Origin of the sequence: Chryseobacterium tagetis, from assembly GCF_016735585.2 — a bacterium.
GTDB classification, from domain to species: Bacteria; Bacteroidota; Bacteroidia; order Flavobacteriales; family Weeksellaceae; genus Chryseobacterium; species Chryseobacterium tagetis.
Genome location: NZ_JAERSE020000004.1, coordinates 403,805 through 426,997 on the forward strand (window position 1 = coordinate 403,805; position 23,193 = coordinate 426,997).

24 protein-coding genes and 14 tRNA genes are annotated in these 23,193 nt (G+C 33.3%); 5 read left to right on the top strand and 33 right to left on the bottom strand.

What is annotated here, in order from left to right; genetic code table 11:
- Positions 1 to 60 precede the first annotated feature (60 nt).
- Genes JI747_RS15755 through JI747_RS15765 form a run of 3 tightly spaced genes read right to left on the bottom strand, consistent with a single transcriptional unit; the run spans position 61 to position 1,824 of the window.
- Complete coding sequence (locus JI747_RS15755) at positions 61 to 708, bottom strand: hypothetical protein (RefSeq protein WP_225689841.1); 648 nt, start codon at positions 706 to 708, stop codon at positions 61 to 63.
- A gap of 2 nt (positions 709 to 710) precedes the next feature.
- Positions 711 to 1,412 carry a PspA/IM30 family protein gene (locus JI747_RS15760; protein ID WP_225689842.1) on the bottom strand — a complete coding sequence of 234 codons (702 nt, stop codon included), beginning with the start codon at positions 1,410 to 1,412 and terminating at the stop codon, positions 711 to 713.
- A 16-nt stretch (positions 1,413 to 1,428) separates the two neighbouring features.
- A complete protein-coding gene (locus JI747_RS15765; protein WP_225689843.1) occupies positions 1,429 to 1,824 on the bottom strand; it encodes a YbjN domain-containing protein in 396 nt (131 codons plus the stop codon).
- Between the two features lie 120 nt (positions 1,825 to 1,944).
- Between JI747_RS15765 and JI747_RS15770 the strand changes: the two genes are divergently transcribed.
- On the top strand, positions 1,945 to 2,550 hold the full coding sequence (locus JI747_RS15770; RefSeq protein ID WP_225689844.1) for a helix-turn-helix domain-containing protein: 606 nt from the start codon (positions 1,945 to 1,947) through the stop codon (positions 2,548 to 2,550).
- Positions 2,551 to 3,424: 874 nt separating this feature from the next.
- On the opposite strand, the gene JI747_RS15775 is transcribed toward JI747_RS15770, so the two are convergent.
- The 3 genes from JI747_RS15775 to JI747_RS15785 all read right to left on the bottom strand — a co-directional run bounded on the left by JI747_RS15775 (position 3,425) and on the right by JI747_RS15785 (position 6,376).
- The gene (locus JI747_RS15775) at positions 3,425 to 3,952 is read right to left on the bottom strand and encodes a DUF6584 family protein (protein ID WP_225689845.1); all 528 of its coding nucleotides are present in this window, start codon (positions 3,950 to 3,952) and stop codon (positions 3,425 to 3,427) included.
- A 92-nt stretch (positions 3,953 to 4,044) separates the two neighbouring features.
- Complete coding sequence (locus JI747_RS15780) at positions 4,045 to 4,674, bottom strand: hypothetical protein (protein WP_225689846.1); 630 nt, start codon at positions 4,672 to 4,674, stop codon at positions 4,045 to 4,047.
- Positions 4,675 to 4,858: 184 nt separating this feature from the next.
- On the bottom strand, positions 4,859 to 6,376 hold the full coding sequence (locus JI747_RS15785; protein ID WP_225689847.1) for a TROVE domain-containing protein: 1,518 nt from the start codon (positions 6,374 to 6,376) through the stop codon (positions 4,859 to 4,861).
- A gap of 392 nt (positions 6,377 to 6,768) precedes the next feature.
- Between JI747_RS15785 and JI747_RS15790 the strand changes: the two genes are divergently transcribed.
- On the top strand, positions 6,769 to 7,221 hold the full coding sequence (locus JI747_RS15790; protein WP_225689848.1) for a VOC family protein: 453 nt from the start codon (positions 6,769 to 6,771) through the stop codon (positions 7,219 to 7,221).
- Here the strand turns inward: JI747_RS15790 and JI747_RS15795 are convergent.
- From JI747_RS15795 to JI747_RS15815, 5 genes are all read right to left on the bottom strand, one after another.
- On the bottom strand, positions 7,211 to 8,911 hold the full coding sequence (locus tag JI747_RS15795) for a hypothetical protein (protein WP_225689849.1): 1,701 nt from the start codon (positions 8,909 to 8,911) through the stop codon (positions 7,211 to 7,213). The genes JI747_RS15790 and JI747_RS15795 overlap by 11 nt on opposite strands.
- Positions 8,912 to 9,063: 152 nt before the next feature.
- Positions 9,064 to 9,507, bottom strand: coding sequence for a hypothetical protein (locus JI747_RS15800; protein WP_225689850.1), 444 nt, complete (start codon positions 9,505 to 9,507; stop codon positions 9,064 to 9,066).
- A gap of 78 nt (positions 9,508 to 9,585) precedes the next feature.
- Positions 9,586 to 10,683: a slipin family protein gene (locus JI747_RS15805; protein WP_225689851.1), complete on the bottom strand. Its 1,098-nt coding sequence runs from the start codon at positions 10,681 to 10,683 to the stop codon at positions 9,586 to 9,588.
- A gap of 496 nt (positions 10,684 to 11,179) precedes the next feature.
- A tRNA-OTHER gene (locus JI747_RS15810) sits at positions 11,180 to 11,245 on the bottom strand.
- A 185-nt stretch (positions 11,246 to 11,430) separates the two neighbouring features.
- The gene (locus tag JI747_RS15815) at positions 11,431 to 11,748 is read right to left on the bottom strand and encodes a hypothetical protein (RefSeq protein ID WP_225689852.1); all 318 of its coding nucleotides are present in this window, start codon (positions 11,746 to 11,748) and stop codon (positions 11,431 to 11,433) included.
- A 232-nt stretch (positions 11,749 to 11,980) separates the two neighbouring features.
- Between JI747_RS15815 and JI747_RS15820 the strand changes: the two genes are divergently transcribed.
- Genes JI747_RS15820 through JI747_RS15830 form a run of 3 tightly spaced genes read left to right on the top strand, consistent with a single transcriptional unit; the run spans position 11,981 to position 13,640 of the window.
- The gene (locus JI747_RS15820) at positions 11,981 to 12,406 is read left to right on the top strand and encodes a MarR family winged helix-turn-helix transcriptional regulator (RefSeq protein ID WP_225689853.1); all 426 of its coding nucleotides are present in this window, start codon (positions 11,981 to 11,983) and stop codon (positions 12,404 to 12,406) included.
- A 2-nt stretch (positions 12,407 to 12,408) separates the two neighbouring features.
- On the top strand, positions 12,409 to 12,747 hold the full coding sequence (locus JI747_RS15825; RefSeq protein ID WP_225689854.1) for a GIY-YIG nuclease family protein: 339 nt from the start codon (positions 12,409 to 12,411) through the stop codon (positions 12,745 to 12,747).
- 2 nt (positions 12,748 to 12,749) lie between these two features.
- Entirely contained in the window at positions 12,750 to 13,640 is an 891-nt protein-coding gene (locus JI747_RS15830; protein ID WP_225689855.1) for an alpha/beta fold hydrolase, read from the top strand.
- A gap of 52 nt (positions 13,641 to 13,692) precedes the next feature.
- Here JI747_RS15830 and JI747_RS15835 read toward each other — a convergent pair whose 3' ends face one another.
- The 22 genes from JI747_RS15835 to JI747_RS15940 form a co-directional block, all read right to left on the bottom strand.
- Positions 13,693 to 14,241 (bottom strand): 3'-5' exonuclease, encoded by a 549-nt coding sequence (locus tag JI747_RS15835; RefSeq protein ID WP_225689856.1) that lies wholly within the window; start codon positions 14,239 to 14,241, stop codon positions 13,693 to 13,695.
- A 110-nt stretch (positions 14,242 to 14,351) separates the two neighbouring features.
- Positions 14,352 to 14,897, bottom strand: a complete 546-nt coding sequence (locus JI747_RS15840; protein WP_225689857.1) for a 3'-5' exonuclease — start codon at positions 14,895 to 14,897, stop codon at positions 14,352 to 14,354.
- A gap of 325 nt (positions 14,898 to 15,222) precedes the next feature.
- Positions 15,223 to 16,167 carry an MBL fold metallo-hydrolase gene (locus JI747_RS15845; protein WP_225689858.1) on the bottom strand — a complete coding sequence of 315 codons (945 nt, stop codon included), beginning with the start codon at positions 16,165 to 16,167 and terminating at the stop codon, positions 15,223 to 15,225.
- Positions 16,168 to 16,346: 179 nt separating this feature from the next.
- The gene (locus JI747_RS15850) at positions 16,347 to 16,937 is read right to left on the bottom strand and encodes an RNA ligase 1 family protein (RefSeq protein WP_225689859.1); all 591 of its coding nucleotides are present in this window, start codon (positions 16,935 to 16,937) and stop codon (positions 16,347 to 16,349) included.
- A gap of 51 nt (positions 16,938 to 16,988) precedes the next feature.
- Positions 16,989 to 18,005 carry an RNA ligase, Rnl2 family gene (locus JI747_RS15855; RefSeq protein WP_225689860.1) on the bottom strand — a complete coding sequence of 339 codons (1,017 nt, stop codon included), beginning with the start codon at positions 18,003 to 18,005 and terminating at the stop codon, positions 16,989 to 16,991.
- An 11-nt stretch (positions 18,006 to 18,016) separates the two neighbouring features.
- On the bottom strand, positions 18,017 to 18,388 hold the full coding sequence (locus JI747_RS15860; RefSeq protein WP_225689861.1) for a cyclic-phosphate processing receiver domain-containing protein: 372 nt from the start codon (positions 18,386 to 18,388) through the stop codon (positions 18,017 to 18,019).
- Positions 18,389 to 18,391: 3 nt separating this feature from the next.
- Positions 18,392 to 19,177 (bottom strand): hypothetical protein, encoded by a 786-nt coding sequence (locus tag JI747_RS15865; RefSeq protein WP_225689862.1) that lies wholly within the window; start codon positions 19,175 to 19,177, stop codon positions 18,392 to 18,394.
- 88 nt (positions 19,178 to 19,265) lie between these two features.
- Entirely contained in the window at positions 19,266 to 19,751 is a 486-nt protein-coding gene (locus JI747_RS15870) for a ribonuclease H-like YkuK family protein (RefSeq protein ID WP_225689863.1), read from the bottom strand.
- A 144-nt stretch (positions 19,752 to 19,895) separates the two neighbouring features.
- Positions 19,896 to 19,968: transfer RNA gene (locus JI747_RS15875), tRNA-Gln, on the bottom strand.
- Between the two features lie 84 nt (positions 19,969 to 20,052).
- Positions 20,053 to 20,125, bottom strand: a tRNA-Phe gene (locus tag JI747_RS15880).
- A 74-nt stretch (positions 20,126 to 20,199) separates the two neighbouring features.
- Positions 20,200 to 20,273: transfer RNA gene (locus JI747_RS15885), tRNA-Leu, on the bottom strand.
- Between the two features lie 192 nt (positions 20,274 to 20,465).
- A tRNA-Glu gene (locus JI747_RS15890) sits at positions 20,466 to 20,537 on the bottom strand.
- A 119-nt stretch (positions 20,538 to 20,656) separates the two neighbouring features.
- Positions 20,657 to 20,744, bottom strand: a tRNA-Tyr gene (locus JI747_RS15895).
- Between the two features lie 178 nt (positions 20,745 to 20,922).
- Positions 20,923 to 21,004: transfer RNA gene (locus JI747_RS15900), tRNA-Cys, on the bottom strand.
- A 311-nt stretch (positions 21,005 to 21,315) separates the two neighbouring features.
- Positions 21,316 to 21,387, bottom strand: a tRNA-Asn gene (locus JI747_RS15905).
- Between the two features lie 6 nt (positions 21,388 to 21,393).
- Positions 21,394 to 21,467: transfer RNA gene (locus tag JI747_RS15910), tRNA-Ile, on the bottom strand.
- Between the two features lie 11 nt (positions 21,468 to 21,478).
- Positions 21,479 to 21,550, bottom strand: a tRNA-Pro gene (locus tag JI747_RS15915).
- A 236-nt stretch (positions 21,551 to 21,786) separates the two neighbouring features.
- Positions 21,787 to 21,859: transfer RNA gene (locus JI747_RS15920), tRNA-Arg, on the bottom strand.
- A 5-nt stretch (positions 21,860 to 21,864) separates the two neighbouring features.
- A tRNA-Lys gene (locus tag JI747_RS15925) sits at positions 21,865 to 21,938 on the bottom strand.
- Positions 21,939 to 21,945: 7 nt separating this feature from the next.
- A tRNA-Ile gene (locus tag JI747_RS15930) sits at positions 21,946 to 22,019 on the bottom strand.
- 10 nt (positions 22,020 to 22,029) lie between these two features.
- A tRNA-His gene (locus JI747_RS15935) sits at positions 22,030 to 22,102 on the bottom strand.
- 800 nt (positions 22,103 to 22,902) lie between these two features.
- Positions 22,903 to 23,166, bottom strand: coding sequence for a hypothetical protein (locus JI747_RS15940; protein ID WP_225689864.1), 264 nt, complete (start codon positions 23,164 to 23,166; stop codon positions 22,903 to 22,905).
- Between the last annotated feature and the right edge of the window lie 27 nt (positions 23,167 to 23,193).

Below are 23,193 nucleotides of genomic sequence, written 5' to 3' on the forward strand. Positions count from 1 at the left end.
AAGAAAAAGATCAAGGATAAAATTCAAAATTTCCATGAAAATCATTAGCATTTTATTTTTTTAAAGGTGTAATTCTTTAGCTACATAGTATATTCTTTTATCCGGATCTTCGTCTACAATGACTACACGGTCGCCATGCTCTATCATTTCGCCATCTTTACTTTTCACCATAAGCGTCATAGGATCGCTCCCGATAAAAACTTCCAGTATTCCTGTTTTGGTTCCGTTGATACTGGATTTCATTCTTCCTTCTCTCCCCAAAAAATCATGCGGACGCTCTCCTTTATGATTAATTTCTTTAAAGAAAGGGTTTAACGGTTTGAGAATAATTTTCGTCAATAATATACTTCCGATCAACAGAGGTAATATGATAACGATTCCCAACCAGGTAGGCAATGGTATAAACATCGTAAGATAAACTGAACCCAACCAGGTAAAAAGCAATGTGAGCGTCAGAAAATAAGTCATCGGAACGATATCCAGATTCAAAAACTTCAGAAACTGAACCCACGCCGAAGGATCTTCAGGAATATGAACATGACCATCCGGCGCATCAAAATCGACATCCACATCGGCATCTATCCCAACATCAATATCCAATCCTGTAACAATCGTAAACACCCAGTACAATGCTGACAGAATCAGCAAAACACTAAGAACCGTATTGACCGGAGAAAAAGCTACATTCAAAAATTCCTGAAAATTCATCGTTATTCTTTTTTAAGGGATTCCTTTAATTTTTTTAAAGCATCCTCAGCTTGTGTGTCATCATTTTTCACTACGGCATCAATTTCATCATCAATCGATTTTCCCGCCGTTGAAATATCCAAATACGCTTCTGCCAAAGCTTCCTGCTGTACCACTCTTTCTTTTAATTTCTCCAACATATTCACTGTAGAATGGGTATCGATCTGCGTCATTTTCTTGTTAATATCCTTTGTCGCTTCACTCACCTGAACTCTCGCTTTTAAGGTTTTAAGTTCATTTTCCCATTTAGAAATGTTCGATTTCAGTGTATTGATATTGGTCTGCATCTTTTCACATTCTGCATGAAGTTTTTCATGTTCTTTATTCAGATGTACTGCATTTTCCTGAGCTGCCGTCTGTTTTTTAAGTGCTTCTTTTGCCAAACGATCCGCCTCTTCTGCAGTAATCTCTCCTTTTTCAGCTTTTTGCACCAGAACAATGGCTTTTCCATAATAATCTTTTGCGGTCTGATCTTCTCTTTCCGATTCATTTTTTTTACGGATCGATAGTGCCTTCAGCTGAGCTAAAGCTTCCACACTTTTCGACAACTGCTCTTTCATGTCTCTTATCCCTTGTTCTGTAAGTTTAATCGGATCTTCAAATCCGTCTATGGCTGAATGAATTTCAGCTTTTCCTATATTAAACAATCTTTTAAAAATATTCATATCAATATTTTTTATTTTATTTACTCATATTAATCATTTCCGTATTGAATTCTCCTACAAGAATTCCCAGCGAATTGATGGAAGCCATCACTTCATTCTGTGCCATATTATCTGTGGGAAGCGTATCTCTGAAGATTACTCTTTTCCCAGAACCGTCAAGTACAAAAGCTCCATGCACAATATCCCTGTTCTTCTGCAACAAAGTTCTGTAGATCGATTCTGTCGGGTTTTTAATCTCAAAAAGAAACTGCTCCATAATCAGTATAGAATCTGAAATAATCAAAATCATATTTTTAATTCCATTCGATTCTTTTTCTATAATCAAAATTGACTGGCTCTCATCTTCAAAAGTCACATTGAACTCATAATCCAACAGCCATTCCTTAACTTTTTCAAAATTTTTATTCTTCATATTTGATCCTTTATTCACTATTGTATGATACAAATATAGAATTAAATTTCATGATTGCAAATATTTTTAGCAATTATTTTTAACATTTTCTCTTATCTTTGCAAAAAGGATTAGATAGCTATGAGTTTTTTCGGCGTAAATATCAAAAAAATAAGACAGGTTAAAGGCTTGAGTCAGAAAGCATTTGCAGATCTCTTCGAATTAAATCGAGGAGTCATCAGTGCTTATGAGGAAGGTCGTGCTGAGCCTAAGATAGAAACTGTTTTGAAAGTTGCTCATTATTTTAGCCTGGATCTTGATGACTTTCTCACCAAAACCCTTCAGGTAAATCATTTAGCAAGTCCATCCAATATAGACCGCTTGATGTTTGTAAATGAAACGCATACCTCTTCGGAAACTTCTGTTCAAAAGCAGGAGATTTCTGCAGAAGAAAAAATCATGCAAAAAATTTTAGCAAATTCAGATTCTGTCTATGAATTTACTCTAAGCAGTCCAACTTTTTCACATTATCAAACCGGAGATATCCTTTTTTTAAAACTCGCCAATCCTCAAAACGAAATAGCTCAGACTCTTTATACTTTAAAAAATGAGAATCTGAAAATGGTTACCAATACCGATACAAAAAGTAAAGAGTCTTATTACAAAATCATTGGATACTTTTCCTTCGAACAAAAAAATATCCTTGCCAGTATTTTGGAAAGGATAGAAAATTTAGAGAGAAAATAAAAGGCAATTACCGAAAAAAGTACGGGGCAGCGTTATGCCGGAGTCGAACCGGATAATCTTGTCAGAATTACTGACTGCATTATTCCTCCCCTTCCAATGGTAACGAAGTAACTTTTTTCTACGACACTTTTATTATTTTTAAACAAGGCAACAATCAAAAAGCGCAATGTCGTGCTCTAACCAACTGAGCTACTTTTCCTATTTGAATTTTGTGTTTTAAATGGTGGAAAAGACGGGATTCGAACCCGTGACCCCGTCGTAATGAGCGAAGTAACACTTTTCTACGGCACTTGTTTATATTTTAAAGCAAATAAGGCAACAGGCGAAAAAGGAGTGCTCTTTTCTGAGCACCGCTCTTACCCATTCTGGGCAGTGAGCCGGCAATTCTACATCTACGAGAGACTTACGTTTTCTTACGAAAACTTTTGCCCAGTTGGTTTTCAACCCAACCTCGCTAGTTCGGTCGCCCGAATTACGCTACTTTAGGACCGTTATAGTTACGAAGGATCCCTTCTCTACGACACTTACTTGCATAGATTTTATAAAAAAGAGGCAACAGACGAGAAAACTCTATATATAAATCATTTTCAGATTTATTCTGGAGTCGAACCAACATCATAAGATTAACCGAAGTAAGTTTTCTCTAACGGCACTCTTTTTTAAACCAAGGTAATAATTACAGAATCTTTCGTGCATTTTGCTCTACCGTCTGAGCTACATCTCGTTTACAACAGAAAAGGCAGGAGTCGAACCTGCGACCTAAATGTTTACTCAATCTCGAAGTATGATTCTAAAACGACACTTGATTTTTATTTTCTTATTTCTAAAAGCAAAACTATTGCACTAATGCGCATTCTTTTTACGCAGTTAAAATTTATTTAAAAAATATCGAACCAATAATATCATACAGTTTTACAAGTCCTAAAACAAGAAGTAAAATCATCCCTCCAATCACTAAGTAAAATTTCACTGTATTCAAAAAGCTATCTTTAGATTCTTCCGAAGTTCCTTTTTCTCTTCTTTTTCTTTTAAAATCTGGAATATGTTTTGTCTTTTTATAGCTATCAGATTCCAGTTCTTTTAAAATATTTTTTGCATAATTGGAAAGTTTATCTTTATCTCCACGGAATACAATATCTTTTAAGATAGCATTTCCAGAATTACTGAATGTATTTCTATACATTTCAATCGCTTCTTTCATTTCAAAATTTTCAATTTCGGACAAGATCCAAAACTTTCCTGCTTCATCTTTAAATCCTGAATCATAATAAATTTGTGCTAATTTTTCTCTTAAAGAAATATCATCAGGAAATTCATTGATTAAATTTCTCAATCTGTCACAGGCTTTTTTCTTTCTTCCTGCATTCAAATCTTTTTCGATCCTGTTGAAAATATCTTCCATGATTATTTTTATAATTAAGTCGTTCGTTTTGCCTTGAAGCAAAAGAACCAAAAGTTCAAGACTTGGAAATTCCGGCTAAAAATTTAATGTAACTAACCAAAATATTCATCTTTTGCGAAGAAAGTGATTTGAGTAGTATTTAAATTAATCAACATAAATCCCTCATACAGTCCTTCATCAAACCCGCTCCAATCTGCAAGCTTAAAGATCATACATTTTTTATTATCAAATAAAATGTTAATAAAATCACTAATTATTTTGTTTGTAAATGAATCAGATAAATTCCAGTGTTTATACAAACTTCCCCTTTTTGCAATCTCATATAATTGCTTTTTCAATTGCTTAATATTAATATCAAATATTGGCACCTTTCTGAAATCTTCAAGCGAATTGTATTCTTGAGTAATACTTACAAAGTCATCATCTTTATAAAAACTTAGGTGCAATTTTTTCAAAGATTTGTTTTTTATAAAGTTAAAAATGAAATCTTTCGCATCATCTGTTGCAATTTCAAAAGGTGCTTTCCTTTCAAAACCGCTCCTGTTCTTATTGACTGAATTTAAATATTCTTTTAATCTTAAATTATCAGTTTTGACCGTTTTAACAAAGAAAAATCCATTAAAATTTAAATTAGAATATTCTTTTATAAATTCAGTTTCCTTCAAGTTTATATCTATTTCATTAAACTCAAAATCTGCTAATTCTTTATATTTATTTTCCATTTTTGAAGTATTACTTTCCTAGCCCCGATTGCAACGGCATCCTTTTTCTGTAATGGCTTAAAAAAAGCGTTGGCGAAAAAGATACAGTGAAAAGCGGGATTAAGCTCCTAAATTAAAGTAATAATCCAATCAGAAGATCACTTATCATTTATGATTTATAACTTATATTTTAAAGGAGTGCCTTTTACAACACTACTTTTTTTATCATTTCTACCGCCGATTTTTTGTCTTCCAAAGCATTCAGTACATCGAAAATTTTGTCGGACCAGCCTGCGATAAGGTATATATCATTTTTTCTGATATCCAAAGGCTGTTTTCCGTAACCAGCCAAATCAAAAATATACAGTTTTGCATTTGGATTGAGTTTTTTATACTTATTCCATGAATTTTCAAATGAATTTCTTCCTCTGTTGCTATCCCAAAGCTGAGTGTCTGTAAATAACATTATTTTATCTACATTTTCATTTCTTCTGATCAAATCATCAATCACCAAATATCCGTTTGTAGAATACCCTACCTCACCTTCTCTTTTATAGAAAGCATCCACGTTTCTTAAAATACTGCTTTTAGGCATTGAAACTCTCTTCCAAGTGTCACCAAACATTCCTGAAACCACATTTTTGCATTGTGACTGCAACATCATTGACATTAGTAATCCAATATCATACAACAACACTTTGGATCTTGGAGAAACCGGCTTTTGCATAGAACCTGAGACATCTGCTGCTATTACTACCGAAGTTTCAAAGCCGAAACCTTTGATATTTTTCGCACTTACCATTACCGCATCTTCCAATGCTTCCAAGATTGATGACAAATATTTTGAATCAATCGTTTTCAATTCTCTATATGCTGCCAAAAATCTGAATGGTAATTGCTTTGAGTTTCTCACCGCTTTTTCATCCGACAAATAGCTGCAAATTTTGTTCATGGCTTCCGGAGAAACATCTGCTTCCAAAATATTTCTAAGGTTCCGTAAGGTTGCCATATACCCTAATTTATTACTGAAAATCAATTCTTCCCACTTATTTTTGAACGCTAATTTCCGTGCTGCATCATCGGCAAATTTTGTCTGCCCCAACACAGAAAGCTCAACTTCCCAAGTATATGGAGTTTCCAACGAGTCGTTTACAATTTTGTTGAAAATTTCTTGTTGATTTTCATCTTTTGCTTTTGGATGCACCAGAAACAAAGCATCTTTTAAAGTTACTTCTGCTTTTCTGTTGTATTTAGCGAATTGATATTCATCAAATTTGTTGAATGATTTCACCAATCCTTTTTGAACTTGTTTTGATAGCTTATTCAGTTTTTTCAAATCGGTTCTGTCGTTTGCCAATTGGTAATACGCCAGTAATTCTGTGATTTCGTCTGCTCGTTGAACAACTCCGTCAACAGTTCTGCTTACCAAGTCTGTACCTGAAGTCTGTTTCGCCAATTCGGTTGTCAAAACCAATGGAATTGAACGCAAATACATATCTTTTCTTGCATACACTGCCAGTTTTGCCACGAACTCAGGATCGTTTTTCTCAATCAGAGACTGGATTCTCGCCAATCTGTCATTTCCTTTTTCATAGGTTGTGTTTGATAATCCTGTTGTAACAACAGCACTATATAATTCTTCTGCAGGTGTCATTGTATACGCTTTTGCACCTTCGTAGTTTATTACTACTTTATTTTCTTTTCTTAAAAAATTAAATTTCATGGGTACTGTTTTTAGTTAAACATTTTTAGAGGATTATCATTCCTTCTCTGATTTCTGATGCAAAGTAAGGATAGACTTACGCAATCTTTTTGCGTATTTATTTTTTTGTGAAAAAGTTTTTATTTTTTGATTATATAAGAACAAGACAATATCTTTTAAAGTGTATCAATCTCCACAAAGTTTGTCATTCCGTAGGAATCTAAGCATAGTATTAATATAATTTAGATTCCACGCTATACTTCGTTTCGCTCTGAACGACAAACGAACCGTTAAACAAACAACAACTCTTCACCAAAATAAAATCTATCTATCATTCATTTTATATAAAGGAATTGAAAGAGAAAAGTTTTTCAAAATCCGTTGTCTAGATTTGTTTTATTAAAATTAAAACTATGATCAAAGGATTATATGAAACCCATGTTCAGGTAAGCGATCTGAATACTGCCATAGAATTCTATACTAAAGTCTTGGGATTGGAATTTGCCCATAAAGATGAAACCCGCCCCATTGCATTTTTATGGATTGGAAAAAATAAAGAATCAATGTTGGGTTTGTGGGAACAAAAAGAGAATTTGCAAACGAGACATTTTGCCTTCACTGCTGATACAAAAGATATTTTAAAATATTCCGTTGAGTTTTTAAAAAATAAAGATTTAAAACCTTATAATTTTTTGAAAAACGGAAGTAACCAACCGATGGTTTTTGCCTGGATGCCGGCTTTAGCGATTTACTTTAATGATCCCGACGGAAATCAATTGGAATTTATATCCATTCTGGAAGGCGGTGGAAAACCCGAGTTGGGTGTTCTTTCTTATGAAGAATGGCTGGAAAAAACTAAGTCATAGACAAAAGTTCTTTAATCATTTCAGAAAAAATAACCGTTTCACTAATCCAGGTTTCGTCATAAAAAAAGCAATAGCGATTGGTATAATACGATTCATTCATTAATCTGAAACTCAGTTTATTTTCATGTTCATGATTATTGAGAATTTCACATTTTATTTCATCCGAAAGTAAATCTATGGTTAAATGCGCGTAAATTCCCCTAGCATTAAAATAATCAGTCTCTATTTTGTTGACTGATTTTTTTATATGATAAAAATAAGCTGCCCCAAGCTCATTTGACAATGCTTTGGAAAACCTATCTATTTCCTCCTCATTATCTACAAAATACAAGCATGCAAAACTTCCGCTCCATGCTACTTTTAGATTTGAATTACTCAATAGCAAATGTATTTCAGAATCCCGGTTATCATGTCCTTTATATTTCATGAACTGAGATTCGAAATCAAAAAATGGAAAAGCAGGTTTTTCAGGAACTAAACTGTTAAGACTTTTATAATAATCATTATTTACAGGACTTATATTGTAGAAATAATCATTTTCATACTGTTCTTTAGAATACAGCCTTTCATCAATCCTGTTGTCTATATAATTGATAACTTCCCCGTTTTGATTAAAATTAACTTTCACAGAATAGGTTCCGAACAATGGCGTTATATACGACTCATGCATTTTAAAAGCTGAGATTATTTTCTGAATGGAATAATCTCGGGTTACTTTGGTTACCATCCTCGAATAATTATCAAAAACAGCTGTTCCGGTAAAAATAATCTTATTATAATAATCATAGTCCATCACCAAAAAATCATATACATGGTAATTATTTTCAATCCTGTGATTATAATAAATGATGTTTCCGTTTAAAAAGGAATCAAGCTCCGAAACATTTTTCATATTGTCATGAAAAACCTCTGCACGGCTCATATACGTATTTTCTTCCCGTCCTTTCAGAGATTCTGCTGTACAGATTATTCGTTTTTTGAGTTTTTGATTCTCAAAGATTTCCTGTGTATATTCAAAAAGAGATTTTGCTTCTTTTTCCGGAATATATTTTCCTAAATGATTTTTATAAAGCTCACTATACTCTGTAACCGGATTCTGAATTTCCGGGATTTCCGGTAATCCTGCTGCAAAGTATTTACCATAATCGGTTTCGAAAAATCCTTTCTCTGCAATTTCATCGATTGTATAGCTCCAGCGATCCCATCCGTCTTCGACCTCAATCTCTTTCTGGAGAATATTCCCGTTATCATCATACTCAAAGCCTTCCCAAGCAGAAAACTCTGAGCTATGGTAATAAGCATATTTTTTTGCAGATTCCGGTTTATCTGTAATAGGATCGATCCATTGAGAAAAAACTTTTTTCCCTTTCACATCATATACTTTTATTTTTCTTTTCTGAAGGATATTGCGATCATAGCACTCCACATTCCATTTTGTAAATCCATTCTTTTCTTCAGAAAAACGGTAGATTTCAACTTCATATTCCAGAGATTTCACATTCACTGTTTTATGATCGCGAATGAAATATTTTCTTCTGATTATTTTTCTTTTTTCAAAATAAATAATTTCCTGAAGAATATCTTTTACATAGACTTTTTTAATAAACTCGGGTTCAAAAAAAGCCTGTTGAAGATCAATTTCTGTTTGTCCTTTAAGAACAGAATCTGTAAAATACCGGCTGTTTTCCAATTGATATTCCTCACCCTAAATGATAAAAGGGAAAAAAGAAAGATAGAAGGTTTTTGAAATTTCCAGTACATGAATTTCTGAAAAGACCTCAATTGTTTTAAGAATCTCTGTTTTTTTGAGTAAAGGCTGCCCCGTCGAAAAATACTCGAAACTCAATTTTTCTCCTTTAGCAGAATACACACTTTTTTGTGGTAGTAATCTTCTTTATCAGGATAAAATAATGCGATATTTCTTTTTTCTGAGTCTTCTACTCTAATTTCCTCATTTTGAAGGTTGCATTTTGAATATTTCCGGAAGTGTAATATGCTGTAATCTTCGTATTTCTTAACCCGTATCACAGTAACTGACGAAATAAAAATATTACGAAATAAAATGTCCTCATCAGGAATATTTTCATCAGAGACATATATTTCTAAGCTTAAAAGTTCACCTTTAAAATACGTTTCTACTTTCTGAAGCTCATCATGTTGATAGATATGTTTCTGATACATTCTTTTTCCAGAAAGTTCATCTTCATTCAATATTGTTTTTCGGTCTCTTGCTGTATATACAATTCTTTCTTCCATTCCTGATAAAAGTAATAAAATAATTATCAATATAAAGTCTATTTTATCTCAAAAAATAAGACAGGCTTTGCTTTCACAAAACCCATCTTTATAATAATGGTTATTAATTTACTTTGTAAAAATTTCCTTCAGCTGAGAAACGATATTACTGTTTCCGGAAACGGTGATATCTCCAATTTTGTCGGCGATTTTTTCCATATATTCCATTTCTTTCAGCTTCCAGAGTACTTCATTTTCTTCCATTAATTTCGCTGTATTCAGCAAACTTCTTGTGGAAGCGGTTTCTTCACGTCTCATGATGCTGTTTGCCTGAGCTTTTTTCTCCGCAATCAAAACCTGATTCATGATTTCTTTCATTTCTCCTGTCAAGATCACGTCTCTGATTCCTGCATCAGAAGCTTTCAAACCTAGTTCTTCTGCTTTGTTTCCAAGATTTTCAAGGATTTCTTTTCCTACAGAATCTTTTTTCACGAGCAATTCATCCAACGTTAAAGCTCCAACAAATTCACGCAAAGCCAACTGCATCAGAATATATAACTGCTTATCATATTCTTTGTTTTCCATTAATGCCTTTTCAATATTTTCCACCTGAAAACGCACATAAAAATTGATACGAAGCATCGCTTTATCTTTTGTCAACAATTCCTGACCTGCAATTTCCATTTGCTGCATTCTCATATCGATAGATTTTACATCGATGGAAATTTCGTTATTCCAAAAGTAGTAGGTTCCTGCTTCCAGTATTTTTGCTAATTTCCCGTCAATCAGCAAAAGACCTTTATATTGATTGGTGATAACAAACTTTCTTACGAAATTTTTCAACTTCATATTTTCAAGAATCGTTTTGGAAATTTTTTCCGTGATTTCCACTTTTGTCAAGTCGATTTTTTGAAATTCTCTGTTAAAAATTCCTTTCCAGAAAGCGTATTGCCCTACCGTCAGAACTTCTTTGAAAATTCCGTTTTCATACATCAGAACGATTTCACCGTCTTTTACTTCAACTACTTCCAATAGAGATTTCAGGCTTTCATTTTTCAATAAAAGATGAAGGTCAGTATTCGATTTAAACAAAGATTTCATATCATAAATTTCTACAGATTTGTTTCCAAACATCCAGAAATTACCTTCTCTTAAAATCTCAATAAGGTTTCCGTTTTTGAAAACCAAACCTGTTTCATACGCTTTAATTTGTACATTCTTTATCATCGTTTTAATATTTTAAATGGTTATTAATTTCAATTAAAAAAAGAAAATCCGGAATCTCTTCTTCCAAAAACGGCGGAAGGAAAGTAATTCAGAAAAATTCATTGAGTTCGGAATCTTATTTTCAAATACAGTTTCTAATTATTCAGATTTTGGGCGTGTCCCTCGCTTTGGCTTTACCAGCAACTTGGGTCGCTACGTTCGCTTCTATCTTTTTGCCTGCAAAAAAGGATATCCGTTACCATCGCTCACGCAGAAAATCGTCCTTTTTAGAAATTTAATTGAGAATAATTAATTCTTCGTTCGAATTTCATTTTCAGAAAATATCTTTTCTTACAGGCTTTTTCAAAATGTTGATTCAACAACTGAAAAAATCCCGGACTTTTCCATGAACATTTTTAATGAGAACATTCAAACTCTCTAAAAAAAATAGATTGTAAGTCTACTTTCAAACTACAGTGACAGTGTAGTGCTCTACCCAACTGAGCTATCCCGTGCGTAACGAGAGTGGGAGTCGAACCCACGCATAAAATCTATTGTTCTACCATTTGAACTATATCTCTTTTCAAGAGATAGAAGGATTTGAACCTTCAACCTATAGAGCCGTATGAGATTTTTTTCGGAAAACCCCTAAAACCTTCAGGTCAAGCTGAACAGAATGAAATCATGTCTCTCAACAAATTCTTCTGCAATGGTGATATACTGAAACACCCAACAAGACCCGCCTGATATCTTTACAGAAATACATTTTTAAAATATTTCTTTGATTATTATATGGTCTAAACTAAAATGTAAATATGTAGAAGTACAACAGTCTGAAGTTTCGGTAGCTACCTCATGTCCGTTTTTACAAAGTTTGTTTATTCCGTTTGAGCCTGAGCTTCCACAACAGCCTGAAAATCTTCTAGAATCTGAATGGTCAATTAATTTTTCATCATCGAGATTGGTTAAAACAGCATTTTTCTGATTTAAATAAACAACCACTTCTTTTTCTTCCAGAATATCATATCCCCATTGCCATTTCAATTGAGATTCGGGAACAACATTTAAAACTTCTGTTAATTCCACTTCGCAAAATTTACATAATATCCGGATGTTTTTCATCTTGTTTCGTTTTGATGATGCAAAATAAAAAGAGAATTACGCAATCTTTTTGCGTTGCAATTATTTTTACAAAAAAATAAAATTCTTCATTATTAGCAATCTAAAATTCTATTCAAAATTTAAAACCCAACATTATAATTAATTAAAATTTATATATTTGTACGATTAAAATACTTAACAACTCAAATATTATTCAATGATAAATTCGGATTTATTATTTCTAATTAACCTTAATAAAATACAGTCGGTCATTTCTCGAAAATTTGATTCACTGAGTGTTCACGGACTTAATTTTAATGATTTTGTGATCCTTTATATTCTTTACAATTCATCTGAAAGTAAAATGCGCCGAATTGATTTAGCAGAAAAAATAGGATTAACAGCTTCCGGAGTTACACGTCTTTTAAATCCTTTAGAAAAAATCGGACTGGTTTCCAGAGAAGCCAACGAAAGAGATGCAAGGGTAAGTTATGTCGTGATTACAGAAACCGGAAAGAAGATTTTTGAAGAAGCAAAAACCACCGCAGAAAATATTACGAAAGACATTTTACCCGCGAAAAAAAGCAAATCTCTTCGTGCAATGAATGATCTTTTGTTTGATTTGGGAGGAAATATTCAATAAACATGAAAAATGCACTAAAACAACAGCTTAGAGAAAAAGCAAAAAACCATACAATAACGATTGGAGTTCTTTCTGTAAAAAATAATATGACAGGAAAACAATTAATTCATGGATCTTTAAATCTTGAAGCTTTGGTCAATAAAATGAAATTTCAATTAAATGCCGGTCAGTTCGCAAATTCACAATTACAAAAAGATTGGAAAGAGCTTGGAAGTGAAGCTTTTTCTTTTGAATTTATTTACAATATTGAACCTCTGGAAAATAGTTTCATCAATTTTCGTAAGGAAATTTTGAAAGCAGAGAAAATTCTGGTTTCTGAAATAAAAACAGAATTATACTAATTATGATGAAAAATATTCAGATTAATGGTGTTGATTTATGCTACGAAATATTTGGAGAAAATAATTACGAAACCATTGTTCTTATCTCAGGATTGGGAAGCCAGATGATTCGTTGGGAAAATACATTTTGTGAATTATTGGTTGAAAAAGGTTTTAAAGTCATTCGTTTTGATAACAGAGATTCCGGTTCTACTGTTTTCACCCCTGAAAAAGAAATTAATTTTAATGAAAATATTCAGGAATTTTTTTCATCAATCAAACCAGAAGAAATTCCATATTCTCTGATGGATATGGCAAAAGATGTTATTGCTTTATTCGATTATTTACAAATTGAAAAAGCTCATTTTGTCGGTCGATCAATGGGAGGTATTATTTCGCAATTATTGGGTTCTTACTTTCCTGAAAGGGTTTTATCATTAAATATCATTATGTCAACATCACTAAATCCGACATTACCACCTTCCAGTTCTGAAATAATGACAATGATGATGAAACCACCAATCAATCCTGAAATTAACAGAGAAGGCTTTATTAATGAAAAACTGTTTTTTGCGGAAAAAATTTCCGGTAACAAATTTAAATTTGATAAAAATTCAGAAATCAAAATGATTGAGGAAGAACTTAAACGTTCCGAAACAAAAAATGGAATTTTCAGGCAACTTTTAGCAATGGGAACTTTTCAATACGATATCGAAATGTTAGAAAAAATTAAAGCTCCTACTCTGGTTATTCATGGAAATCAGGATCCGATTTTTCACTCAGATTGTGGAAAAGATATCGCAGATTCTATCCCAAATTCTGAATTTATTTTGATTGACGGAATGGGACATTCTATTCCTCCCGAACTGTCCGAATATATTATGGAAAAAATTATTAGAAATACGAATACATAAAAAACTCCCTTCTGAAAAGGGAGTCATTATTACAAATTGCTAAATTGCCACATTACTGCTGCAAACACCAATGCAAAATCTTCGCAATATTCTTAGCATCATCCACACCTCTGTGATGTGTGCCTTCAAGCTTTAAATTCAGTTCGCCTAAAGCTCTAGCCATTCCAACACTTTTACGAACGGTAGGATGCAGTTCGCCGAATAATGTTTTCACATTGATATGGTCATCACTCAAAGGATAATCGACATGAAATCTTCTTGCCTGATCTTGAAGCATATTCAGATCATAGTTTCCGTAACTTGCCCAAGTCAGATCTTCAGAATCGTATTCCGCTCTCAGAATATCTAAAGCATCTTCCAATAAAACGCCTTCATCATCAAGCATTTGTTGGGTAATGGAAGTAAGTTTCGTACAGAACGGACTCACTTTTGAAAATTGAGGTTTTACCAGAATTCCTTCATTTTGTGAAATCTTACCAGTTGTTGCATTCATAATACAAACTCCGATTTCTATGATCTCGCTTTCCTGACCTCTTGGCGGTCGGTCATTCCAACACGTAGCTTCGAGGTCTATAATTAATATATTGTCTGTTGTTTTCATTTGTTTAAAAAAGTTAATTGTTAATGGATGGAAGATGGATGCGGGAAGATGGAAGTTTTTGCAGTGCGTAATTTACTTCCTGCCTCTAGCTTCTGACTTCCAGCCTAAATTCACAGCAAGATTTCTCTTAAGATCTTAGCGGCATTGTAAGCATCGTCTGCTCCACTGTGATGATGGCCTTCAAAATTCATATTCAGGAACTTTAAAGCTCTTTTCAAGCCCATCATTTTAAAAAGTCCGTTGTATTGTTTGAATTGATACATCACATTGATATAATTTTCGGAAAAAGGATTTTCGATTCCTAGATAATCGCATTGTTCTACGATTTGCTCTTTATCAAAATTTCCAAAACCTGCCCAAGTAAGAGGAGCTGAATGATACTCATCTCTGATTTTCTCACATGCTTCTTCGAAATAGATTCCTTTTTCTTCGATAAGTTGTGGAGTAATTCCGGTCAGTTCTATGCAAAATTTACTAATTTTGGATCTTTCCGGAATTACGTAAATGCTTTGTTTATAGGAAATTGCCTGTGTTGTTCTGTTTAATCTGCAAATTCCTATTTCTATAATATCGACTTTTTGCCCAATCGGAATTCTGTCGTTTTCCCAACATGTAGCTTCTAAATCAATGATTATTATTTCATTCGTTGTTTTCATGTTTATTAATTTTATTCTGCCTGCTTTTATTCATCTGCATTTGGTTCTTTCTGGTTTGAGGAGAAGTGAGAAGAAGTGCCCTAAAGAAGAATTGATGTTGCTGCTAAAGCTTTGCAAAGGTAAAATCAGAAGTACGCATTCTATTTACGCAGTAAAATAATTTTTAAAATTTATTTGGTTTTTATTTTTTATACTGGTCATTCATGATCATTCTGAATGTAGCAAAGTGGAATGAAGAATCTATTTAAATGCTGAGATTCTTCCTACGTCAGAATGACAAAATAGCCAGATAAAATTGTAGATTCGATTTAATACATATTTTTAATTAATTTCCTTGAAACGCTTTATAAAAAGCGGTTTCAATTTCCTGTTTATCGCTTTCAACATATCTTCTTGAAAAATGAATAGGAACTGCTTCTTTCACTTCACATTCATTCATGATTTTTCCAGATGCAGAAGCGAAACTGTGATAGTTGATCTTCGCAAATTCCTGATCTTCATCTTTGTAAAATGTTTCAATATAAACCTTATCTGCCTTTTTGAAAACAGTTTTAATTTTTTCGTAATTGTCTTCACACACGTTATGGTCCATAATTACGCCCAACTTGAAACCTGTATTTCGTATTAAAAAATGGAATAAATCTGAAGCTTTATAAATTGTTTCTTCAATCTGAATATCTTTGTCAGGATCATTATTTTCAAAAGCCGTTTTCAATTCACTGATCCACTTTCCTTTTCTAAATGCAGAATCTTTTTCATTAAAAGTAACCGAATCTTTTTCTTTGAATAAATAAGCGATGGAATCTGTTTTGTGATCGAGAATGGCAAAATCAACATTCACATATTCATCTTCAAAAAGGAAATTCTGCTTTTTTATCAATTCAAGATTCCAATGTGGCGGACGAATTGTATAGATATTAATTTCTTCTTTTGAAACAATCTCTCGGATTTCATATTCAATTGCATTTTCATCTACTAAATTCCAAGTATAAGATTTTAACCTCGCTTCAATTTGTTGATGAATATTTTTTGGTCCGCAAACCATGATTTTTTCACCACTTCCAATCTGATGTCTAAAAATTCCGTCAAAATTTGAAAAGTGATCAATGTGAGTATGACTGATAAAAACTGCCGAAACAGACTGAATTTCTTTTACCGTCAGCAAACTCGCTTCACCGCAATCACACAAATAATGCTTTCCTGAATTTGAAATTTTTATTAATATACTGATGTCTTCTTTTAAAAGACTTTTTATTTCTGCTTGTATCATTTTTTTATTTTTTTTAATTACATTTTATCACCCGAACTATCATTATGAATGTAGCACAATGAAATGAAGGATCTATTTAAATGCTGAGATTCTTCCTTCGTCAGAATGACAAATATCTCGTCAAATTCAAAATGCAAAAAAGCTTCGATAAAATGAATTACCGAAACTTAATCTTTATTTTAAACAATAAGTTCTTTTGACGTTTTTCTACGTACACCAAAATCAGATTTCCTGATCTTGCACATACGGTGATCCGCTGTATGATGGAAAACGATACCTTCCATATTATTCTCAGGATTGCTCAAAAAGTTCTTGATGAATTCAAAATCTAAACTTTCTAAACTAAGAATATTATATCCATGCTTTACCAGTAAATGACCTTTAATATTTTCAGGATTTCCTTGTACTTTCTCACCGATAAGTTCGTAAGTACCGTCTTCTACCCTGCCCGATTCAGCCAAAGCATTGAAGCCTTCCCAGAAGTATTGATCGTCTTTTTTATTGTTATCACATTCTACCCAATGCGGATGATGACCGGTAATAAGATCTGCTTCCTGACACGGAATTGCACCTTCAGGAGCTGTTTTTCCTTTCTTTGCATCGTATCTTTTGTATAATTTACCGTTGATTACTGCACATGCAGAACCATCAAACTTTTGTGTGGCAACAGCTTTTCCGTCAAAAACCCAGTTATTTTCAGGATTAATTTCGTTAATAACTCTTCCTAAATTATGTATATCTTTTTTAAATAGTGTACTTATCTTTTTCATTTTTAATCTGTTTTAACGCAAAAATTTTCATTCATCGGTAACTTACCAAAACTACACTTTTGCGGAAATTAATTCTTCTTTTACAATATCAATCACTAAAGAGTTCAACTTTTTGTTGATTCTTTTTTGTTCTTCCTTTTCTATGGTTTTGAAGACATCTGGAAAATCCTTTTCGAAATCCTCTAAAATATCCTGAGCAAAAAGACCGATCACTTTTCCAATCATTTTAGGCTCAAATTCACCAATTTTGCTGACAACGTTATTCAATCTGTTAACAGTCGTATATTTTTGGATTTCTTCCCAAATATTCTGAGCTTTTTCGCTAAAATTGATTTGTTTTTGAACAGTTTTTTCCTGCTTTCTTACTACTTTAGATTTTTCGATCCATTTTTCATTTTTATTTTTCAAAATGACTCTTGAGCCGTTTCCAAAATATTTGGTCTTCAAAGTTTTAACAATCGTTCCTTCACACCTGTTATTTTCAATTTCGGGTAATCCCAACCAAACCGGAATGTTAGAATCGAAAGTATTCGGATAATTTAAAGCTTCATCCAAAGTTCCTTGAAATAAGATTTTTGCATAGAAAAATCCGGTTTTTTCAAAAATTTGGTTAACAAAATCTGTATCTAAATAGGTAGTTCCATTTAATTTAATATCGAATGCGTAAAATTCGTTGTGAGGTGCATATTCAACACCTTTTTGAACTTTAATTGCATCTTTTACAGGTTCTACTTCTTTATGTTTGTAACCACCTCCGAACAATTCACCGTATATTACCACAGTTTCAACATCTGGATGCATCGTTTTCACTTTTTCGAAAACTTCAATTACATTTTTTCTGTAACGTTCTAAAATCTGATATGCATTGAAGAACTTTTCATCTTTTTCAATGAAAGCGGTTCTTTTCGCAATTTTAATTTCCTTTCCGTCGGTGAAGAAAGAGAAATTAGCGCCATGAACTTTCTCCTGCACAATGAAAACCTCATCGCCAAAACCCTGTATTCTGATCTGATCGATCACGCGGGTTTGGTAAGCGTTTTCTATGGAGTTATATGTTTTGAAAATCATTTTTTTAATTTTTAATAGTTTTTGAAATTCTTTAAAAGGCTTTCAATATTTTGCTTTCCAACAGGATTCATTGAATGGCAATAAAATTTTGGCAAGTCTGCATCATTATCCATACAATACTCTACCAACCATTTTGCACAATCGTAGCCTGTTTTTTCAACAAATTCTTGAGAATTTGGTTCCAGATAATGTTCATCAGCAAGGTCGTGGTCAAAAGAGATCATTTCCGGAAGTCCTTTTTCCAAAATACTGTTGACAAACTGATCGTAATTTCTAACGATATGCCAGTCGTTTCTGAGAAAAATATCCTGTTTGGTATAATGATAAGCCTCAATCGGATATCTTATATCGTCCAGAAACAGTAATCTTTTTGTTATTTCCATTGCTTAGTTTTTATGAATCCATTCTACCACTGTATTCAGAAAATGTAGTCTCACTTCTTCAAATCTTGTGATATCTGGAATATGATTGATTTCTAATAAATGTTTTGTTCCGTCTTTTTGAACGATATAGTCATTGCCAATGATGTCCATTTCTATTTTTTCTTTTAAAGCCAAGGTATCTTCTAAAAGTTCAGCATCGATTTCCATCAATTTTACGTGATCGGGATGAATTGATTTTAACCATGTTTCTCCTTCAAGTTTGATCTGCCATGATCTTTCTCCTATATTTAAAACCCTTACCGCTTCTCCTTCAAAATAAGGTTCTAAAACAGCATTTTCCGAACTTTCCCAACTTCCTGTAAACTTATGTTTATTCTCTCCACAATGCCAATTTCCCCATTTTGCGACCAAATCTGTTTCTGTATTTATATATGCTCCCTCAGAGATAAAACCTCTTGCAGATTTAAATTTTGAATACTTCATAGCTTTTACCAGGCATGAGATTTTTAATCTGCATTCTAACATTCCATAGGCGTTCGGAAAGCATGGACCATTCCATAAGGCCAACCCTGAAATAAAATCCAGATCATTTTCAAAAATTCCGTGATAAATAATTTTATCCACCGGAAGCATTCCTACTCCTTGCATTTTTTCAACATACAAGGTTTTGTTAACTACTTTTATTTTAGGAACCGACTGATGCCAAATAATCAGTCCATCAAAACGTTCACGTATATATTTATATTCCTGTTCATGTAAACCTATGATGGCTATTCTATTGTGAGTCATTTTTTTTAGTTTTTTAATTTGAAATATTTAGATAACGGAAATTGAAAGCAGGAATATTTTAATATTACAATTTCCCGCTTTCAAATTATTACACCATCATATCAGCACAATTTGAACTTGCAAAGGCAAAAGGTTTCGCTTTAAACACATATCCCATTCCCAGAATGTATCCCATTGCATCTTTTAAAGCAACATTGGATTTGAAATCCGGATCGGTGTTAATGTCTGCGTGTACCTCCATTTCCACATCATAAGTTTCCAGAATAGAGCAAATTGCATAAGCGATTTCTACGGATTTGTTCACCTCATTCAGCATTCGCTCTTTGATACTGATATTCTGTATTTCTCTTTCTTTTCTGATAAAGGTAAACGCTCCTTTTCCCTCACGAATAAAGACAACTGCCGTAGCATAATTGATGGCATCCCCGTAAACGTGTGAATCTGAACCCACACATACTTTCAGTCGGTGCCCATTTGCCTGTTCGCGGATGATGGCTTTTTCTACCAGCTGCGTGATAGAATCCTGGAAAATTTTTCCGGTCATGTTCTGCCATATTTGTTGTTGCGTTTCCATTTTTTCTACATGTTTTGTTTTGTCTTTGTTTAAATATTTGTTTTAACGCAAAGTGCGCTAAGTTTTTTTTCCTACTATCTGTTTTTAAGTTCGCAAAGGCGTTTCACTCAGCTAAGAACACAGAGTTTTTTAATGCAAAATTTGTTGATTCATCAGGACTCGAACCTGAACAACAAGAGTCAAAGTCTTGTGTGCTGACCAATTACACTATGAATCAGTTTTAATTATAATTGATAAATGATGAACGATAATTGATTTTATTTTCTGGATTAATCATTGATTATTTATCGACTATATTTCGCGGAACAGACAGGAATCGAACCTGTACCTTTAGTTTTTCAGACTAACGTGCAGACCTGCTACACCACTCTTCCAAGTTTATGAATGATAATTGATAAGTTATACCATTGTTGCTTATATCATTGATGATTTATCAACTATGCTTTTGTACGGGAAGAGGGAGTCGAACCCTCAAAACCTTGAGCCTAAATCAAGTGTGTCTACCATTTCCACCATTCCCGCGGATTTATTATAAATGATAATTGATTAGAGATAAATGATTGTAAACCATTGCCTTTTCATCAATTATAATTTATCGATTATCATTTATAAATTTAGGTCTGAGAAGGCTTGTCGAATTATAAACTATGCCTGTAATGTTTTTGTAAAGATCTTCTACGCTTGACAAAATCCTTCCCGTTCCTATTTAATCTGTACTCTATAAGGGAATCGAACCCTTGTTTTCTGCTCGAAAGGCAGGCGTCCTCACCGTTAGACGAATAGAGCGTTGATTTGTGAATTATCAACAAACTATCTTTAATTCACTTTTTGACCACTAACCAGGATTCGAACCTGAACAACAAGAGTACATTTCCTGCATGCTGCCATTACATTATAAGCGGTGTTGGTGGAAGTAGCAGGATTCGAACCTGCTCAGCAATGAAGCAACAGATTTACAGTCTGCCCCCGACTCTCCAACTTCGGCGTACTTCCCTTTTTATAGATGATAATTGATAAATTATAATTGATGAACATGTCGTGTTCTAAATCATCTAACTTCTTTCTTGTGAAGAAAAACAAAGCCTGTCTTTAATTTTTAGTTTGATATAAGAACTTCTTCGCTCGACAAACTTTTTCTTTTCTTCGGAACTAATCTCATTTTAGTTATTTGAGATGGTTATGGGATTCAAACCCACTCAGCTTACGCAACGGTTTTGCAGACCGCCCCGACTCTTCCACTTCGGCGAACCATCCTTTTTTATTATAATTGATAAGAGATAAATGATAATTGATATTTCTATTCTTTATAATTTCAAGATTTTAAGTAAAAAATAAAGTCTGTCTTAATTTTAGTTTGATATAAGAACTCCTTCGCTTTGACAAACTTTATTTTATCTAAAATTTATATTATGTTTAAAACTTTCTCATCCATTTATAATTATTTTTAATTTTTGAGTTGAGAAAAAGCCTGTCTATATTTTTGTGTTTTTTTGGCGTAAAGATCTTCTGCTCTCGACAGGCCTTTTCTTTCTCTCATTTGAAACAATTAACATTTAGTTATTTGCGATTCCGGAAAGATTCGAACTTTCAACTTCTGGTTTAACAGACCAGTGCTCTACCATTGAGCTACAGAATCGTTTTGTAATTTCGGAAGGACTCGAACCTTCAACCTTCGGTGTATCAGACCGATGCTCTAACCTATTGAACTACGAAATCGTATTTTGTTGTCTGGAAAGCAAGATTCGAACTTGCGACCTCCCGCGTCCAAGACGGGTAAACAACCACCGTTATCTTTCCAGTTTTGCAGATTCACCTTCCATTCATTTCCGAGAGACAGTCGGATCTGATATTTTCAGCGAATCTTTGCGGTCTATGCGAGAATCGAACTCGCAGTGCCCGAGAGACAGTCGGGAAGGTTAGCCATTACCTCAATAGACCTTTTTTGCGGAGAGCAAAGGAATCGAACCTTCACTACTGTCGTAGAACTCATTAGCAGTAAGCCGCAACAATCCAATATTTGCCTACTCTCCTTTTGTGATTCCGACAGGACTCGAACCTGTAACCCTGGGTTTAGAAAACCCATGCTCTATCCATTGAGCCACGGAACCTATTGTAATCCCAGAAAGATTTGAACTTTCAACCCCCGGTTTAAAAGACCGGTGCTCTACCTATTTGAGCTATGAGATTGTTTTTGTAATCGCAGAAGGATTCGAACCTTCACCCTTCGACGTATCAGGTCGATGCTCCAACCTATTGAGCTATACGATTTTACAATTTGGGGTATCTCCGGGGATCGAACCCTGTTCTCCGGTTCCACAGACCGACGCTTTACCAAATAAGCTAAAGAAACCATAAAAAAAGCGCCTCTTTTCGGGAGGCGCTTTATATTTTCAGACGTGTCAGTTCATTAGCTGACCCATGTATATAAGCACCTTTTTTTCACAAATTCACTATCAAGAAGAATAATACAAGCATAATCCTGCCCCATCAGCTCTTGTCCGTGTAATCTTGAATGTGGATTAGATATGTTATTAAATTGCTTCATTGTATTGTTCTTGTTTTAAAAAAGTTTTTTTGAAAGGCTGAAAACTTGTTGCTTTCAATTTTCGGTTGCAAAGTAAGCGTGAAATTTTTTAACTCACAAATTTATTTTTGATTCAACTATTTGAAAATCAGTTAATTAAATTCATTTTTTAGCATAAGAAATTCCTGTCCGCAATATGTTGCAGATGTTTTAAATACCTAAATGACTGTCTCTCATCGGGTTACTTATCACTCCTTATTTTGTTATTAATTGTTCATTTGTTATTAAATAATTTTCATTTTTATGGTTATTTTTTTTCATTCTAAATAATTTCTGCCCTGAAAACACAAAAAACGCCTCGAATATCGAGGCGTTTTTGCGGTATTTTGATTTAATTTTTACGGGTTTACAGTAAATAATTTTCAAAGCAAGCACATTTCGCCTCATCCAACATCATGCATTCATATCCAAACGATCCCTTTAGTACAGGGCGATCGCATAGATTTAAACTGATATGTGCTCTTTGTATTGTCATAATTTTGTCGGGGCAAAGATAAATCTTTTTCTTTGTTTTTTTATAATTTTCACAGTTGAGGGGAATAAAAATGGGTATTGCAACCGTGGTTTTCATTCATTTTCATTTCCTTTTTCTTTATCCAATTCTTCAAGATAATCAAATAAACTTTTCTGATAATCCTCCAGACTTTTATGCTCACTCGTTCTTATAGTTACAATTTCTTTAGCTTCCATTAAAGAAAGAGCAGGTAAAATTTCTCTGAGTTTCTTTACTGCAAACAGTGGAGATTTATATTTCACCATCATCTCATCCACGATTTCGTAGACATTTTTACCTTCATATTTTATAAAAAGATACTTTTTAGTATTATCCATTCTATTTAGGCATTAACTATTTCATTT